The sequence below is a fragment of the Acidovorax sp. NB1 genome, assembly GCF_005405905.1.
Lineage (GTDB): Bacteria > Pseudomonadota > Gammaproteobacteria > Burkholderiales > Burkholderiaceae_C > Acidovorax.
Genome location: NZ_BJHU01000040.1, coordinates 1 through 14,867, shown reverse-complemented (window position 1 = coordinate 14,867; position 14,867 = coordinate 1). Strand labels below are relative to the sequence as shown.

The following is a 14,867-nucleotide window of genomic DNA, read 5'->3' as shown; positions in this document are numbered from 1 at the left end:
AATTCCCCCATGCAATTGTTTCGAATTCTGACACCGCTTGTCGCCAGTGCCCTGCTTGCCACGGCGGCCCCCCTTGTCCAGGCGCAAAACAGCAAGGGTGACGACACCCTGCTGGAGATGCAGCAGGCCTTCCGCAAGGGCGACCGCAAGCGGCTGGAGCAACTGCTGCCCTCGGCCCGTGGCCATGCGCTGGAGCCCTGGGCCGCCTACTGGGAACTGCGGGTGCGCCTGGCCGAAGCCCAGCCGGCCGAAATCCAGTCGTTCATGCAGCGCTACGCGGGCAGCTACCAGGAAGACCGCATGCGCAACGACTGGCTGCTGCTGCTGGGCCAGCGGCGCAACTGGGCGCAGTTTGCCGAGCAGCACCCTGCCTACCGCATGTCGGACGACCGCGAAGTGCGCTGCTATGCGCTGCTGATCGACACCCTCAAAGGCACGGCCCCCGCCACCGTGGCCGACGACGTGCGCAGCAACTGGTATGCCATCCGCGACGCCGACGACGGCTGCACCCATGCGGCCAGCGAGCTGTACAGCTACAAGAAGCTCAGCGCGCTCGATATCTGGCGCAAGGCGCGCCTGGGCGTGGAGGCCAACCGCCCCCGCGTGGTGCGCAACGCGGTCGAGATCGTCTCGCCCGACTCGCTGCCGCAACTCAAGGAAGTGCTGGACGCGCCCACCAAGTTCCTGCTCTCGCGCGCCACCGCACGCGGCAACGCCCGGCAAGAGCTGGTGCTGCTGGCCCTGGTCAAGCTCGCAGGCAGCGACCCGGACGGCGCCGCGCAGCAGCTGGACAACAAATGGGGCGTGCACCTCTCGGCCGAAGAGCGCAACTGGGCCTGGGGCGTGATCGGCAAGGCATCCGCGCAAAAGCTGTCGTCCAGCGCGGCGGGCTACTTTGCCAATGTGACCAAGGACACCGACCTGAACGACGACCTGCTGGGCTGGAAGGTGCGTGCCGCGCTGCGCGCCGGGCAGTGGAAGGCCGTGGGCAAGGCCGTGGACGCCATGGGCCCCGAAGCACGCCAGGACAGCACCTGGGTGTACTGGAAGGCCCGCGCGCTGCTCGCAGGCCGCGTGACCGATGCCGAGCGCGCCGAAGCGCGCCAGCTGCTCGAAGGCATTGCCAGCACGCGTGGCTTCTATGAAATGCTGGCGCTGGAAGAACTGGGCCAGCGCATCACCACGCCCCCCGCCCCCGCGCCCCTCACCGCCGAAGAAAAAGCGGGAGCCCGCGCCAACCCGGGCCTGAACCGCGCCCTGTACGCCATCCTGCTCGGCCTGCGCAGCGAAGGCGTACGCGAGTGGAACTACACCACCAACCTGCACCAGAGCGGCGGCATGCCCGACCGCGAACTGCTGGCCGCCGCCGACTTCGCCTGCCAGCGCGAGGTGTGGGACCGCTGCATCAACACCAGCGAGCGCACCAAGAGCGTGGTGGACGTCACCCAGCGTTTTCCCACCCCCTTCCGCAGTGCGGTGGTCGAGCGCGCCAACGGCATCGGGCTGGACCCGGCCTACGTCTACGGCCTGATCCGCCAGGAAAGCCGCTTCATCATGGATGCGCGCTCGCACGTGGGCGCCTCGGGCCTCATGCAGGTCATGCCCGCCACCGCGCGCTGGACGGCCAAGAAGATCGGTCTGAACGGTTTCACCGCCGACCAGATCAACGACCGCGACACCAACATCACCATCGGCACGGCCTACCTCAAGCTCGCGCTGGACGACTTTGCGGGCTCCATGCCCATGGCGGCTGCCGCCTACAACGCAGGCCCCGGTCGCCCGCGCAGCTGGCGCAACGGCCCGGTGCTCGACGCCGCCATCTGGGCCGAGAACGTGCCCTTTGCCGAAACCCGCGACTACGTGAAGAAAGTGCTGGCCAACACCACCAACTACGCCGCCATGCTCACGGGCCAGCCCCAGTCGCTCAAAGGCCGCCTAGGTACCATCGGCCCGCGCGATGCATCGGCGCCCGAGGTGAACAAGGACCTGCCCTGACGCCCGCCATCCGCACCCCGCAGCACCTGCTGCGGCAGGTGCGAGGTGGGTGGATGTGAGTTTGCTATAAATAAAATAGCTGTTTGCGCATGATGGACGCGCGCAAAGGCCTAATTTGATTCATGTTTCTGGAGGGGGAATCATGAAAAAGCTGTATGGGGTGGCCCTGGCCGCCATGGTGTGCTGGGCGCTGGGCACGGCCCAGGCGCAGCCGGTGTACAAGTGGGTGGATGCCGACGGCAAGACCCATTACGGATCCCAACCTCCGCCTGCCAAGCAGGACGCCGAACCCCTCAAGCTGCAAAGCAACAACGGCAGCACCAAGAGTGCAGCGCCATCCACCAAGCCCGCCCAGCAGTACAACCCCGACGGCACCAAGAAGATCCCCAAGGATGTCGAAGAGTTTGGCCAGGGCATGAAGAAGGCGCTGGAAAAGGTGGACGGCAAACAGGTGCCCCTGAACTGCGCCGCCGCCGTGGACAACATCCACTACCAGGCCGACCAGATGCTGGAGGTGGGCCAAAAAAACGTGCGCGACGGCTATATGAAGCAGGCCGAATACGACAAGACCGCCCCCAAGATCCGCGAGGCCCGGGGCAAATACAGCGTGTCAGACTGCCAGGCGTCGTCGGGCAACAAGAAATCGTTCTACCAGTGCATGTCGAGCAGCAACAACCATGTGATGGGGTGCGACAAGCAGTTCAAGCATGGGGAATAGGCCAATAGGCCATCCTTGCCGGGCTGCACCGCTCGACGTCCCACCATGCGTTGACTGACATGCATCCACTCGGAAATCCCGTCCACCAGAGGCCGAAATCGGCCGACGAGTTCATCCGCTGCATCATCTGGGCGGACTGGGATCCGTCGGCTGCATTTGATGCCGGCTCGAAGAACCTCGTCGGCATCAAGCCGCAGCTGATACGGGATTCGCTCCGCTTGCTGCGGGAGCGGCCGGACCTCTCCCGCTACACCCATGCGCTGACCCGGATCGTCGAGCTTGCAGACGACGATGATGCTCTTCGCGAGTCCTGGAAGCGCAATCTGTCCCACCTGCGCGCATTGCTGTCCGCCTCTGCCGTCGGCACGGAACGCCAACGCTCCAAGTTGTTGGAGGTGGCGCAGAACCCGCAGGTGGTCAGCGCCATGCGGTATGCCCTGGGGCAAGAGGCTGAACCGATACCGCGAGGCGTTGAGCCAACCTGGATTGCGGTTCTGTATGCAGAGGGCTCCGACGCCTCCGTACGGGAAGCAGACCGATTCAATGCCCTCCTGGAGCCGGGTCTCGGGGCGCGATTGCGTGGCTACCAAGCGAAGCTTGTCTAGCTCCGGCAGCCATGGGCATGGCGGCCTTGCAAGGCTCACACGTTGTGCAGCGCATCCCCCTGCCGCACCGCCGCCCCCGACCGCACCAGGTCATCCGCCAGGCTCAATAGCCACTCCCCCTCGGGCTGATCGCCGAAATGCCGCTGGTGCAGCATGCCGAAGTAGGGCGTGGCCTGTGTCCAGGCCGTGAGGTCGGCTATGCTGATCTGCTGCCACTCCAGCAGCTTGTATTTCAGCAGCACCTTGGCGGCATACAGCGCGTGTTTGCCGGGGTTGCGCACAAAACCATCCAGTCGACGGCGGGCGCCGTCGATGGCGCGGGGGGCGTCGGTAAACACGGGGCCGTGGCCGGGGATGACGACCTGGGGCGACAGTTTTTCGATCACATCCAGCGTGGCCGCCACCTCGGCAAACGCGTCGTCGCCCTCCAGCTCGGGGAACACCACGCCAAAGCCGTTTTCCCATAGCGCATCGGCCGAGATCAGCATGCGGCCCTGGGGCTCGAACAGCACCACCGAATGGGGGTCGTGCCCCGGCGCGGCATGCACCTGCCAGGGCTTGTCGCCCAGCAGCACGCAAGAGCCGGGCATGAGCAGGGTGTCGGCACGGAACGGCGGGCATTCCTGCCCCGTGGGGGTGTAGCTGAGCGCATACGCGTCCCACTGGCGCACATGGTCGGCCTGGCCGGGCGGGATGGCGGTGAGCACACCGGGCCAGGCCTTCTGCAGCGCCGCGTTGCCGCCGCAGTGGTCGCTGTGCAGGTGGGTGTTGAGCACACGGTCCAGCGCACGGCCCGCCAACGCGCCGCGCACCAGGTCCACGGTCTGCTCGGCATGGCTGCAGTAACCGGTGTCCACGATGGCCGTGTCGTGGTGGCCGATGAAGAGGATGTTGTTGGCCGACAGCCAGCCGCGCTCCAGCACGGTGATTTCGGGGGGGAGCAGGTCGTGTGGTGCGGAACTGGGCATGGGGCAGGCGAAGCGGTGACGGCCCAGCGTACCGCAGGTGCGCACGGCGGCGCGTTCTCCAAAACCCGCAAGCTATGGCACCGTGCGGGGGTAAGTAGTGTCAGAACGTCACGCCCGCCACCAGGATCACGTTGGCGTACGGCGTGCACTCGCCCGTGCGCACCATCACATGGGCTTGCTGGGTCAGGCGTTTGAACTCGTCGTGCGAAACCGCTTGGGGCTCCACCGGCAAGTGACACCACGTGGGTAACTGGCCGCCGTTGCGCTCCACGGCCTCGGTGGCGATCACGGCTTTCTCGACCTGCATTTCTTCCAGCACCACCCGCAGCACATCGGCCACGGCGGGGATGCCGGGCGTGAGCGCCAGGTCGATGCGACGTGGGCCGCTAGGTATGGGCAGGCCCACGTCGCCGATCACTAGCGTGTCGCCATGGCCCAGGGTGGCGATGGCGTGGGAGAGTTCGGCGTGCAGCAGGGCGGTGCGTTTCACAGGGGGCTCCAGGCGGGCGGTTGGGGGCTTTGCGCCACGGCGGCGCGGGTGGGGATGGAAGGCTGGGCGCCGGGCTGGGTGACGCACAGCGCCGATGCGCGGATGCCTTCGCGCACGGCGGCGTCTAGCGGCTCGCCGCGTGCCAGGCCCACGGCCAGCGCGCCCAAAAAGGTGTCGCCTGCGGCCGTGGTGTCCACAGCCTTCACGACCAGGCCAGGGTGGTAGCGGTTGCCTGCCGCATCGGCGGCTACGGCGCCCGCAGCGCCCAACGTCACCACCACCTGGGCGGGGCCTTTGGCACGCAAGGCTTGTGCAGCCTGCGCGGCATCTGCGGGCGTGACGACGTTCTGGCCCGCCAGCGCGGCGGCTTCCACCTCGTTCACGACCAGCGTGTGCACCAGCGGCCACAGGGCTTCGGGCAGGGGCTGGATGGGGGAGGGGTTGAGCACCACCGGGCAGCCAGCGGCATGCGCCATCTCGGCGGCTGCCAGCACCTGGGGCAGGGGCGTTTCGAACTGCAGCACCAGGCCGCCTGCGCGTTGTAGCGCGGCGCCCAGCGCGGCGGCATCCAGCACAAAGCGGCCATTGGCGCCGGGCACGACCACGATGCGGTTTTGCCCCGTCGCTTCTACGGTGATGGCTGCCACGCCGGTGGTGGTTTCGGTGTCGGTCTGCACGCCGCTGTGGTCGATGCCGTCGGCGTCCAGCCCGGCGCGCAGCGTGTGGCCGTAGCCGTCGTCGCCCACGCGGCCAAACAGGGCCACTTGGGCGCCCTGGCGCGCGCAGGCCACGGCCTGGTTGCCGCCCTTGCCGCCGGGCACCAGGTGCAGGGCGTCGGCCAGCACGGTCTCGCCGGGGCCGGGTGCGTGTTGTACCTGCAGCACCAGGTCCATGTTCAGGCTGCCGACGACGGCGATGCGGGGCGCGTTGTTCGTGCTCATGCAGCACCTCCGGGTGCATGCGCCGTGGAGGCGCGCACGCGCAGCTCGGGCTGCAGCATCACCTTGCGCGCGTCTTGGCGCTTGCCGTCGATGCGCTCCAGCAGCATGTCCACCGCCAGCGCGCCGATGCGCTGCTTGGGCTGGGCGACGGTGGTGAGTGGCGGGCTGGTGAAGGCGGTGAGTTCGATGTCGTCAAAACCCACGATGGACAGAGCCTCGGGCACGCGCAGGTCGCGTTCGTGCGCGGCGCACAGCGCGCCCATGGCCATGAGGTCGTTACAGACAAAGACGGCGGTGGGCGGCTCGGGCGCGCGCAGCACGGCGTGCATGGCTTCGTAGCCGCCCTGGCTGGTGAAGTTGCCATGCCACAGCAGGCCGTCACCCGTGCCGCAGCCTGCATCGTCCAGGGCGGTGCGCCATCCGGCAATGCGCTGCTCGCTGGGGGCAATGCCTTCGGGGCCGCCAATGCAGGCAATGCGGCGGTGGCCCAGCGACAGCAGGTGGCGGGTGGCCAGCAGGCCGCCCTGCATGTGGGCGGTTTCCACCAGGTCGCAGGGCTGCTGCTCGGCAATGTAGATTTCGCGGTCCACCAGCACGGTGGGGATGGACAGGCCTGCGAGCTGCGTGGCCAGCGTGGCGTCGTGCCCGGTAGAGACTACGATGAGCCCGTCGATGCGCCGCTCGGCCAGCACCTGCAGGTAGGTGCCCTGGCGGTGCGCCTCGTCGTTGGTGTTGCACAGGATAACGTTGTAGCCTGCGCCAAAGCAGCGGTCTTCCACGCTGTGCACGATCTCGGCAAAGTAGGGGTTGGAGCTGTTGGGGATCAGCATGCCCAGCGTACGCGTGTTGTTGCTCTTGAGGCTGCGCGCGATGGCGCTGGGCACATAGCCCAGTGCGCGGATGGCAGCCTCAACCCGTTCGCGCCCCTCGGGGCTCACGCGGCGGGTGCCGTTGACCACGTGCGACACCGTGGTGACTGACACCTCGGCGTGGCGCGCAACGTCCTTGATAGTAGCCATGCAAAAAGAAGAATGAGGTCGTGGGTGGTGGGGCGGCTGGATGCGGGGTCAGTCTCTCAGACCTTGGCTCGGCGCTGGCGCAGCGTGTCCACAATGACGGCCGCCACGATCACAAAACCCGTGATGATGCGCTTGCTGGGCTCGCTGGCGCCCACCTGGGCCAGGCCGGCTTCGAGCACCGCGATGATCAGCACGCCAAACGCGGTGTTCACCACCGAGCCGCGCCCGCCCATCAGGCTGGTGCCGCCAATCACCACGGCCGCAATCACCTGCAGCTCCATGCCGGTGCCTGCGTTGGGGTCGGCGGCTTCGAGCCGGGCCGACTGCATCAGGCCCGCCAAGCCCGCCAGCAAGCCTGTCATGGCAAACACGATGACGCGGATGGGGCGCGGGTCCACACCGGCCAGGCGCATGGCCTCTTCATTGGTGCCAATGCCCACCACGCAGCGGCCAAACACCGTGCGCGACAGCACCAGCTGCGCCACCACCACCAGCACCACGGCCAGCAAAAAGGCGAACGAGATGCCGCCAAAAAACGGCGCGGACAGCCACGAGATCGCATCGCCCACGTACTGCGTGCGCGAGTCGGTCACCACATAGGCGCTGCCGCGCACGGCTTCGAGCATGCCCAGCGACACGATGAACGAGGGCAGCCGCCACGCGACGGAAATCATGCCGGTGATGGTGCCGCACACCAGGCCGGTAGCCAGGGCCAGCGCGGCGGCGGCGGGCACCGTCCAGCCCCACTGCAGGATGGCGGCGGCCGAGGTGGCGGCGGCCAGCGCCATCACCGAGCCCACCGACAGATCGATGCCCGCAATGATGAGCACAAAGGTCATGCCCACGGCCATCACGGCCAGGGCCGGGATTTCGTTGGCGATGGTGATGAAGGTCTCGGCGCTCCAGAAGTATTCGGACAGCGACGAGAACAGCGCCACCATGCCCGCCAGCACGGCCATCAGGCCCAGGTAGGTGCCGAGCTGGCTGCGCCAGACCGAGGCGGAGGAAGGCGCCGCAGCGGGCGCGGCAGATGCGGTGGGGGCGTTCATGCGGTGACAGGAGAAGGGGTTGAGGGGGTGGTGCTGGTGTGTGGGCGCCCGCCGGGCTCGGAGAACGCGGCTGCCAGCAGCGATTGTTCGGACCACTCGCCGCGCTCGAACACGGCCACCAGGCGGCCCGCGCTCATCACGCCGATGCGGTCGGCCATGGCCATGAGTTCGCGCAGGTCGGACGACACCATGAGCAGCGCACGGCCTTCCAGCGCCATGCGGTCCAGCTCGCCGTACAGCTCGGCGCGCGCGCCCACGTCCACGCCGCGCGTGGGTTCATCGAGCAGCAGCACGCGGCCTTCGCGGTGCAGCCAGCGGGCGAACACCACCTTTTGCTGGTTGCCGCCGGACAGCTGGCCCACGGGTTGCTCAGGGCCGTGGCAGCGCACGCGCAAGGTGCGGATGAATCCCTGCACCAGGCGGCTTTCGAGCCCGCGCTGCAGCCAGCCGCCGCGCGACACGGCCGACAGGTCGGACAGCGTGGCGTTGATGCGGATGGGCTGCGACAGCAGCAGGCCTTGGGATTTGCGGTCTTCGGTGACCAGGCCGACTCCGGCAGCGATGGCTTGCAGCGGCGAGGCAAAGCCCCGGTGCCAGGTACGGGGCGCAGTTGTGTCGGGGGTGTTTGCTATGTTTTGTATAGCTTCTTTGGCTTGTCCATCGCGCGGGAGAGCCTGTTTTTGTTCAAATTCTGGGTGCAACGTCACGCTGCCCCGGTCCGCACGGTCGGCGCCAAACAGCAGGCGGAGCAGCTCGGTGCGGCCCGATCCGACCAGCCCGGCAATGCCGAAAATTTCACCGGCCCGCAGCTCCAGGCTCACGTCCTGCACGGCGGTGCCACGGCCCAGTTTGTCAGCGCTCATCACCACCGGGCCGACGGGGCGGCGTGGGCGGTGGTCCAGGTCGCTCACCACGCGGCCCACCATGCGCTGCACCAGGTCGTCTTCGCTCATGCCCGCCATGGGGCGCACGTCCACCAGGCGGCCATCGCGCAGCACGGCCACGCGGTCGGCAATGCGGCGCAGTTCTTCGAGCCGGTGCGACACGTAGATGATGGCCACGCCACGTGCGGTGAGGTGGGCGATCTGCTCAAACAGGTAATTGGTCTCGCGCGGCGTGAGCATGGCCGTGGGCTCATCGAGCACCAGGATGCGCGTGTCGTCCTGCAGGTTGCGCGCAATCTCCACCATCTGCTGCTGGCCGATGCCCAGCTGCGAGACGGGTGTAGCGGGGTCGATGGAGTCGAGCCCGATCTTGGCCAGCTGCGCGCGGGCGGCGGCGTGCAGCACATCGCGCTGCAGCCAGCCCAGCCGGTGCGGCAGGCGGCCCATCAACAAATTCTCTGCCACGGTGAGCGTGGGCACCAGGCCCAGCTCCTGCATCACCATGCGCACGCCGTGGCGCTCGGCATCGCGGCGCGACGAGGGCGCGTACGCCTGCCCCGCCAGCTGTATGCCGCCGCGCGTGGGCTGCTCCAGCCCGCAAAGGATCTTGGACAGCGTGCTCTTGCCCGCGCCGTTCTCCCCGGTCAGTGCCAGCACCTCGCCCGCAAACAGCTCCACATTCACGCCATCGAGCACGGTGGCGGTGTAGTCCTTGCCAACTGCCTGGATGGCGAGCAAGGGCGGAGACTGAGGAGCGGGCGAGCGACTGGGCATGGGGCTTGAAGTGGGCGGCTGCAGGGCGGTGTTTATCTATTGAGCGGCGAACAACGCCAGAAGGGCCTTGTTCGCCGCTCTCGGATTTACTTGCTGTCTTTCGTCACCAGCACCACATCCGTCTTCACCGTGGCAGGCAGCTGGTTCTGCGGCGTCTTGGCGGCCAGGGCCTTCTGTGCCAGCTCGATGCCGAACACAGCCTGCTTGGCGGCGTACTGGTCGGCGGTGGCCAGCACGCGGCCGTCGGCCAGCATGGGCTTGATGGCGCCGATGTTGTCGTAGCCCACCACCTGCACCTTGCCGGTCTTGCCCGCAGCCTTCACGGCGGCCACGGCGCCCAGGGCCATGCTGTCATTGCCGGCCAGCAGGGCCACCAGGTCCGGGTGCTCACGCATCATGCCGGCGGCCACGGTGTTGCCCTTTTCGATCTCCCAGTTGCCGGACTGCACGCCCACCACGGTGATGTTGGCGGCCTTCATGGCGTCCTGGTAGCCCAGGGTGCGCTGCTGCGCATTGAAGGTGGTGGACACGCCTTCGATGATGCCGACCTTGTCACCGGCCTTCAGCGTCTTGGCCAGGTGGTCGCCCACCAGCTTGGCGCCAGCGCGGTTGTCGGGGCCCACAAAAGGCACGGTGATGTTCTTTTCCTTCAGCGCGTCGGCATCGAGCTGGTTGTCGATGTTGACCACGAGGATGCCCTTGTCGATGGCCGTCTTGACCACGGGCACCAGTGCCTTCGAATCCGCCGGGGCCAGCACGATGGCGTTGACCTTCTGCGCCACGGCCTGCTCGATCATCTTGATCTGGGCCGCCGTGTCGGTCTCGTTCTTGATGCCGTTGGCCACCAGCGTGTATTCCTTGGCGTGGGCCTTCTGGTGCGCCTTGGCGCCATCTTCCATGGTGCGGAAGAACTCGTTGGCCAGCGACTTCATGATGAGCGCGATCTTGGGCTTGTCCTGCGCAAACGCGGGGCTGGCCAGCAGGCTGCCCACAACGGCGAGGGCGGCGGCGGTCTGAACGGAACGGCGGGTGAACTTCATGGGTGTTGTCTCCAGGTTGGAATGTGGATAAAGGCAACGCTGAACGAGCCTCTCGTGCCCGGCGCATCCCTGGCTCAGCACGGTCTGCAGCGTTGCAAATCCTCGCGATAGCTAAGGCTATCGCTGTGGTTTGCGCCTTGCAGCCCATCCCGACCAAGGGCCCGCCGCATCGCGGAGGCTTATTCAGCGTCGCCCTCAGGCGACCGACAGCGTGGATAGAACCCCGGCAGACCCCGCAAAAAGGAGCGGCTGCGGAGGCCCGGTGCCTTGTCGTGATCGGGATGATAACGAAAGCAAACGTTTGCGCAAACGTTTGCTAATCGGTAAAAACCCGGAGATGCAGACATCGGAGGACCTGGGGTACGCGGGCGGCTTGCAGTTTTTTGCGCCCAAGAAAAAGGGCGCCGAAGCGCCCTGGATGAGATGGCAGAAGGCGGCGTTTGGCGCGCTGCCCCTGTGAACGGCGTCAGGCCTTGCGCAGTTCCCTGCGCAGGATCTTGCCCACATTGCTCTTGGGCAGCTCGTCGCGGAACTCGATGTACTTGGGGCGCTTGTAGCCGGTGAGGTTCTGGTGGCAGTAGTTGGCCACTTCGTCCTCGGTCAGGGCCGGGTCGCTCTTGATGATGAACACCTTGATAGCCTCGCCCTGTTTCTCGTCGGGCACGCCGATGGCCGCGCATTCGACCACGCCGGGGCACAGGCTGATGACCTGTTCCAGCTCGTTGGGGAACACGTTGAAGCCGCTCACCAGGATCATGTCCTTCTTGCGGTCGATGATGCGGGTGTAGCCCTGCGGGTCCATGATGCCGATGTCGCCCGTGCGCATGAAACCATCGGGCGTGAAGGCCTTGGCGTTTTCTTCGGGCTGGTTGTAGTAGCCCGTCATCACATTGGGGCCACGGATGCAGATCTCGCCCGACTCGCCCTGGGGCAGGCTGTTGCCTTCGTCGTCCTTGATGGCAATGTCGATGCCCGGCAGCGGCAGGCCGATGTTGCCGCTGAAGGTGGTGCTGATCACCGGGTTGTTGGTGCCGATGGCGCAGGTTTCGCTCATGCCCCAGCCTTCGATCATGGTGCTGCCGGTCACCTTCTGCCACTGCTTGGCTGTGCCCTCGCTGGCAGCCATGCCGCCGGCCTGCGACACGCACAGGTGCGAGAAGTCCAGCGTCTTGAACTGCGGGTTTTGCAGCAGCGCATTGAACAGCGTGTTCACCGCCGGCAGCATGTGGAAGGGGCGCTTCTTGAGTTCGGCAATGAACTTGGGGATGTCGCGCGGGTTGGGAATCAGCGTGAGGCTGGAGCCCTGGCGGATGGCCAGCAGGCACAGCGTGAGCGCGAAGATGTGGTACAGCGGCAGCGCGGCAATGCTGTTGGCCTTGGAGAGGTCGCCCACCTTGGACAGAGCTGGCGTGAACCACGCCTCGGCCTGCAGCGTGGCGGCCACGATGTTGCGGTGGGTGAGCACCGCGCCTTTGGACAGGCCCGTGGTGCCGCCCGTGTATTGCAGGAAGGCAATCGAATCCAGCGTGGCCTGGCTGGGTGCGAGCGACTTGTGCTCGCCCAGCGACAGTGCCTTCTTGAAGGTGACGACCTTGCGGCCGTTCGACAGGGGTAGGTCGTAGGCAGGCACCATCTTGGCTAGGTGGCGCACGGCAAAGGTGATCCATTTGCCAAACCAGAAGCCCAGCAGGTCGCCCATGGAGGCCATCACCACATGCTTGACGGCGGTGTGGTCAATGACCTCGGCCAGCGTGTGGGCAAAGTTCTCCAGGATCACGATGGCCGTGGCGCCCGAGTCCTTGAGCTGGTGCTCCAGCTCGCGGGCGGTGTAGAGCGGGTTCACGTTCACGCAGGTGTAGCCCGCGCGCAGCACGGCGGCCATGGTCACGCCAAACTGCGGGATGTTGGGCAGCATGATGGCCACGCGCGCACCGGGCTCCAGCCCCAGGCTTTGCAGATAAGCGCCCAGCGCGGCCGAGCGGCGTTCCAGCTCGCCGTAGGTCATCCACTGGTCCATGCAGACCGAGAACGGGCTCGATGCGTGTTTGCGGAACGACTCTTCCAGCAGGTGGGCCACAGAGCGGTATTGCTCGGGCTTCACGTCATGCGGGACGCCCGGGGGGTAGCTCTTGAGCCAGATCTTTTCCATGCGCGTGTTTCCTTGTGCTCGCCAAATGCCATTGATAGGTGGGCACAGATTGTGGAAGGCGGGCGCGTTGCGGGCTATCGGGCTTGTCCTAGTGTGCTGGCGAGCTGGGTCCCGCAGGTGACAGGATCCGCATCGAAGAGCAGGTCCATCAGCGCCCGCTCGCGTTGCTCGATGGTGGCCAGGAACTGCTCCACCCCGCCGCGCTGGCGCGCGAGCTGGCCGAAGGTGTCAAAACCTGCCTCCAGAAACTTCTGCAGCGCGCCCATGCCCGCAGCGTTGGCCGGGCCGCGCATCATGCGCAGCATCATCCGCAGGCCGGGTGTGCGGGTGAGGCGCGCCAGGTCGGTGCCCATGGCCAGCACGCGCTGCAACTGCTGCTGACGTGCGTGGCGCTGGCCTACGGTGCGCCAGGCAGCGGTGTAGCGGGCGGCGTCGTTGGCTTCATCGGCACCTTCATGCGCAAGCCAGGCGCGGCCCATGTCCTGGTCCAGTTCTTCGGTCTGCGCATGCAGCACGGCCAGGGCCACGGCAGTGTTCACGACCGGCTGGGGAAACATGGTCTGCAGCGTGCCGGCGATGCGGCCAAACTGCTGGTCGCGGTCGGTGTAGTCGGTGTCGCTGTACAGCTCTTCCAGAAAGAACCGGGCTGCGGGCCCGAACGCGGGCGATGCCATCAGGTCGGCATAGGTGCCGCGAAAGCGCCGCGCCTGAAAGGTCTTGACGCTGCCCACCGCCGCCCCCAACGCCGGGTCGCCCGTGCGGTGCAGGCGCAGGGCGGTCACGTCGGCAATGGCATCGCGGATGGTCTGGGCGGCATCCATGGGGCGGGGTCCTTTCAGCGTTCTGCGGGGTGCGGTGTCGGGCTGTGGTCAGACCGCACAATGCGGCTGGTCGATTACAACATTTGCCCATCACCACCATCATGATGATCGCGCGCTGGCAAAGAGTCCTTCTTCTGTGCATCCTGCTGGCCATGGCCGCCTGGCTGGTGTGGCAATGGCCCCATTCACCCTGGCGCGCCGTGCTGGGGGCTTTGGTACCGCTGTGTCTGTACCTGTTGGTGATGGCGGTGGAGTTTGTGCTGATGCATTTCACCAACCGCACCGACGCCGCGCCGCGTGCCCGCCTGTCGCAGGTGGTGGGGGCCTGGTGGGCCGAGGTGTGGGTGGCGTTGATGGTGTTTTGCTGGCGCCAGCCGTTTCGTCACCAGTCCGTACCCGACTGGCGGCCTGCGCAGCCCACCGGAAAGCGCGGCGTGGTGCTAGTGCACGGGTTCATGTGCAACCGGGGGCTGTGGCTGCCGTGGTTTGCGCAGTTGCAGGCGCGGGGGCATGCCTATGTGGCGGTCAATCTGGAGCCGGTGATGGGCTCGATTGACGAGTACGCGGACATCATCGAAGACGCTGTGCGCAAGGTGACGGCGGCCACGGGGCAGGCACCGGTGTTGTTGTGCCACAGCATGGGCGGGTTGGCGGCGCGGGCGTGGCTGCGGGCGCACCAGGCGGACGGGCGGGTGCACCGGGTGTTGACTCTGGGCACGCCGCATGGGGGCACGTGGCTGGGGCGTTTCAGCCGGGCGGTGAATGGGCGGCAGATGAGCTTGGCGGGGGATTGGGTGGTGGCGTTGCAGCGGGCGGAGCCTGCGGGGCGGGCTGCGTTGTTTACCTGTTGGTATTCGAACTGCGACAACATCGTGTTTCCCGCCACTACGGCGGCGTTAGTGGGGGCGGAACACCGGTTGGTGGAAGGGGTTGCGCATGTGCAGATGGCGTTTGATCCTGGGGTGATGGAGGCTTGTCTGGAGGAGATAGGTTGCGGGTGATTCTGTGATTTTTTGGCTGCTGGCGCCTGTCTGTAAAGCGGTTGTAGCTATTGATTTTGTAGTACTTGGTTAGGTGCGCTGATGTAGCCGCATGCTTTTGTTGAGGGCGGGGGCCGGGTTGTCGCCCCGGCGGGCGAGGTACTTTTCTTTGCTTCGCCAAGAGGGTGTAGAAGAAATAAATTATGATCCCGTCGCACTGACTAAGCGGGAGCAACGCAATGGCAAAGACAGGCCGACCGCCCGTGATATCTCCTGGAGAGTACGCGGCCTTGCGCGAAGTGGTGCGCGACAACCCCCAGGCCACACTGCCCGAATTGGCCCTGGCCTGGGCTGAGCGCATGGGCCGCAACGCGCCCAGCACGGTCACGCTGCGCGCAGCGCTCAAAGCGGCCGGCTTGCAGCGCACACGGCCC

13 protein-coding genes are annotated in these 14,867 nt (G+C 66.6%); 4 read left to right on the top strand and 9 right to left on the bottom strand.

What is annotated here, in order from left to right:
• Positions 1–9: 9 nt before the first annotated feature.
• The 3 genes from AvAM_RS19875 to AvAM_RS19865 all read left to right on the top strand — a co-directional run bounded on the left by AvAM_RS19875 (position 10) and on the right by AvAM_RS19865 (position 3,318).
• A complete protein-coding gene (locus AvAM_RS19875; protein ID WP_137748687.1) occupies positions 10–1,995 on the top strand; it encodes a lytic transglycosylase domain-containing protein in 1,986 nt (661 codons plus the stop codon).
• A gap of 142 nt (positions 1,996–2,137) precedes the next feature.
• Positions 2,138–2,713, top strand: a complete 576-nt coding sequence (locus AvAM_RS19870) for a DUF4124 domain-containing protein (RefSeq protein ID WP_137748686.1) — start codon at positions 2,138–2,140, stop codon at positions 2,711–2,713.
• A gap of 59 nt (positions 2,714–2,772) precedes the next feature.
• Entirely contained in the window at positions 2,773–3,318 is a 546-nt protein-coding gene (locus AvAM_RS19865; protein WP_137748685.1) for a hypothetical protein, read from the top strand.
• 35 nt (positions 3,319–3,353) lie between these two features.
• On the opposite strand, the gene AvAM_RS19860 is transcribed toward AvAM_RS19865, so the two are convergent.
• The 9 genes from AvAM_RS19860 to AvAM_RS19820 all read right to left on the bottom strand — a co-directional run bounded on the left by AvAM_RS19860 (position 3,354) and on the right by AvAM_RS19820 (position 13,453).
• Complete coding sequence (locus AvAM_RS19860; protein ID WP_137748684.1) at positions 3,354–4,286, bottom strand: MBL fold metallo-hydrolase; 933 nt, start codon at positions 4,284–4,286, stop codon at positions 3,354–3,356.
• Between the two features lie 100 nt (positions 4,287–4,386).
• Positions 4,387–4,776 (bottom strand): D-ribose pyranase, encoded by a 390-nt coding sequence (rbsD, locus tag AvAM_RS19855; RefSeq protein ID WP_137748683.1) that lies wholly within the window; start codon positions 4,774–4,776, stop codon positions 4,387–4,389.
• Positions 4,773–5,717: a ribokinase gene (gene rbsK / locus AvAM_RS19850; RefSeq protein WP_137748682.1), complete on the bottom strand. Its 945-nt coding sequence runs from the start codon at positions 5,715–5,717 to the stop codon at positions 4,773–4,775. Before rbsK ends, rbsD begins: the two co-directional genes overlap by 4 nt.
• Positions 5,714–6,736, bottom strand: coding sequence for a LacI family DNA-binding transcriptional regulator (locus tag AvAM_RS19845; RefSeq protein WP_137748681.1), 1,023 nt, complete (start codon positions 6,734–6,736; stop codon positions 5,714–5,716). The genes rbsK and AvAM_RS19845 overlap by 4 nt, the downstream gene beginning before the upstream one ends.
• Positions 6,737–6,792: 56 nt before the next feature.
• On the bottom strand, positions 6,793–7,785 hold the full coding sequence (locus tag AvAM_RS19840) for an ABC transporter permease (protein ID WP_137748680.1): 993 nt from the start codon (positions 7,783–7,785) through the stop codon (positions 6,793–6,795).
• Positions 7,782–9,443, bottom strand: coding sequence for a sugar ABC transporter ATP-binding protein (locus AvAM_RS19835; RefSeq protein WP_137748679.1), 1,662 nt, complete (start codon positions 9,441–9,443; stop codon positions 7,782–7,784). Before AvAM_RS19835 ends, AvAM_RS19840 begins: the two co-directional genes overlap by 4 nt.
• A gap of 86 nt (positions 9,444–9,529) precedes the next feature.
• Positions 9,530–10,483 (bottom strand): sugar ABC transporter substrate-binding protein, encoded by a 954-nt coding sequence (locus AvAM_RS19830; RefSeq protein ID WP_137748678.1) that lies wholly within the window; start codon positions 10,481–10,483, stop codon positions 9,530–9,532.
• A gap of 466 nt (positions 10,484–10,949) precedes the next feature.
• Positions 10,950–12,632, bottom strand: a complete 1,683-nt coding sequence (locus tag AvAM_RS19825; protein ID WP_137748677.1) for an AMP-binding protein — start codon at positions 12,630–12,632, stop codon at positions 10,950–10,952.
• A 74-nt stretch (positions 12,633–12,706) separates the two neighbouring features.
• Positions 12,707–13,453 (bottom strand): hypothetical protein, encoded by a 747-nt coding sequence (locus AvAM_RS19820; RefSeq protein ID WP_137748676.1) that lies wholly within the window; start codon positions 13,451–13,453, stop codon positions 12,707–12,709.
• A gap of 104 nt (positions 13,454–13,557) precedes the next feature.
• On the opposite strand from AvAM_RS19820, the gene AvAM_RS19815 reads away from it, so the two are divergent.
• Positions 13,558–14,454 (top strand): triacylglycerol lipase, encoded by an 897-nt coding sequence (locus AvAM_RS19815; protein WP_171012350.1) that lies wholly within the window; start codon positions 13,558–13,560, stop codon positions 14,452–14,454.
• Positions 14,455–14,867: the final 413 nt, after the last annotated feature.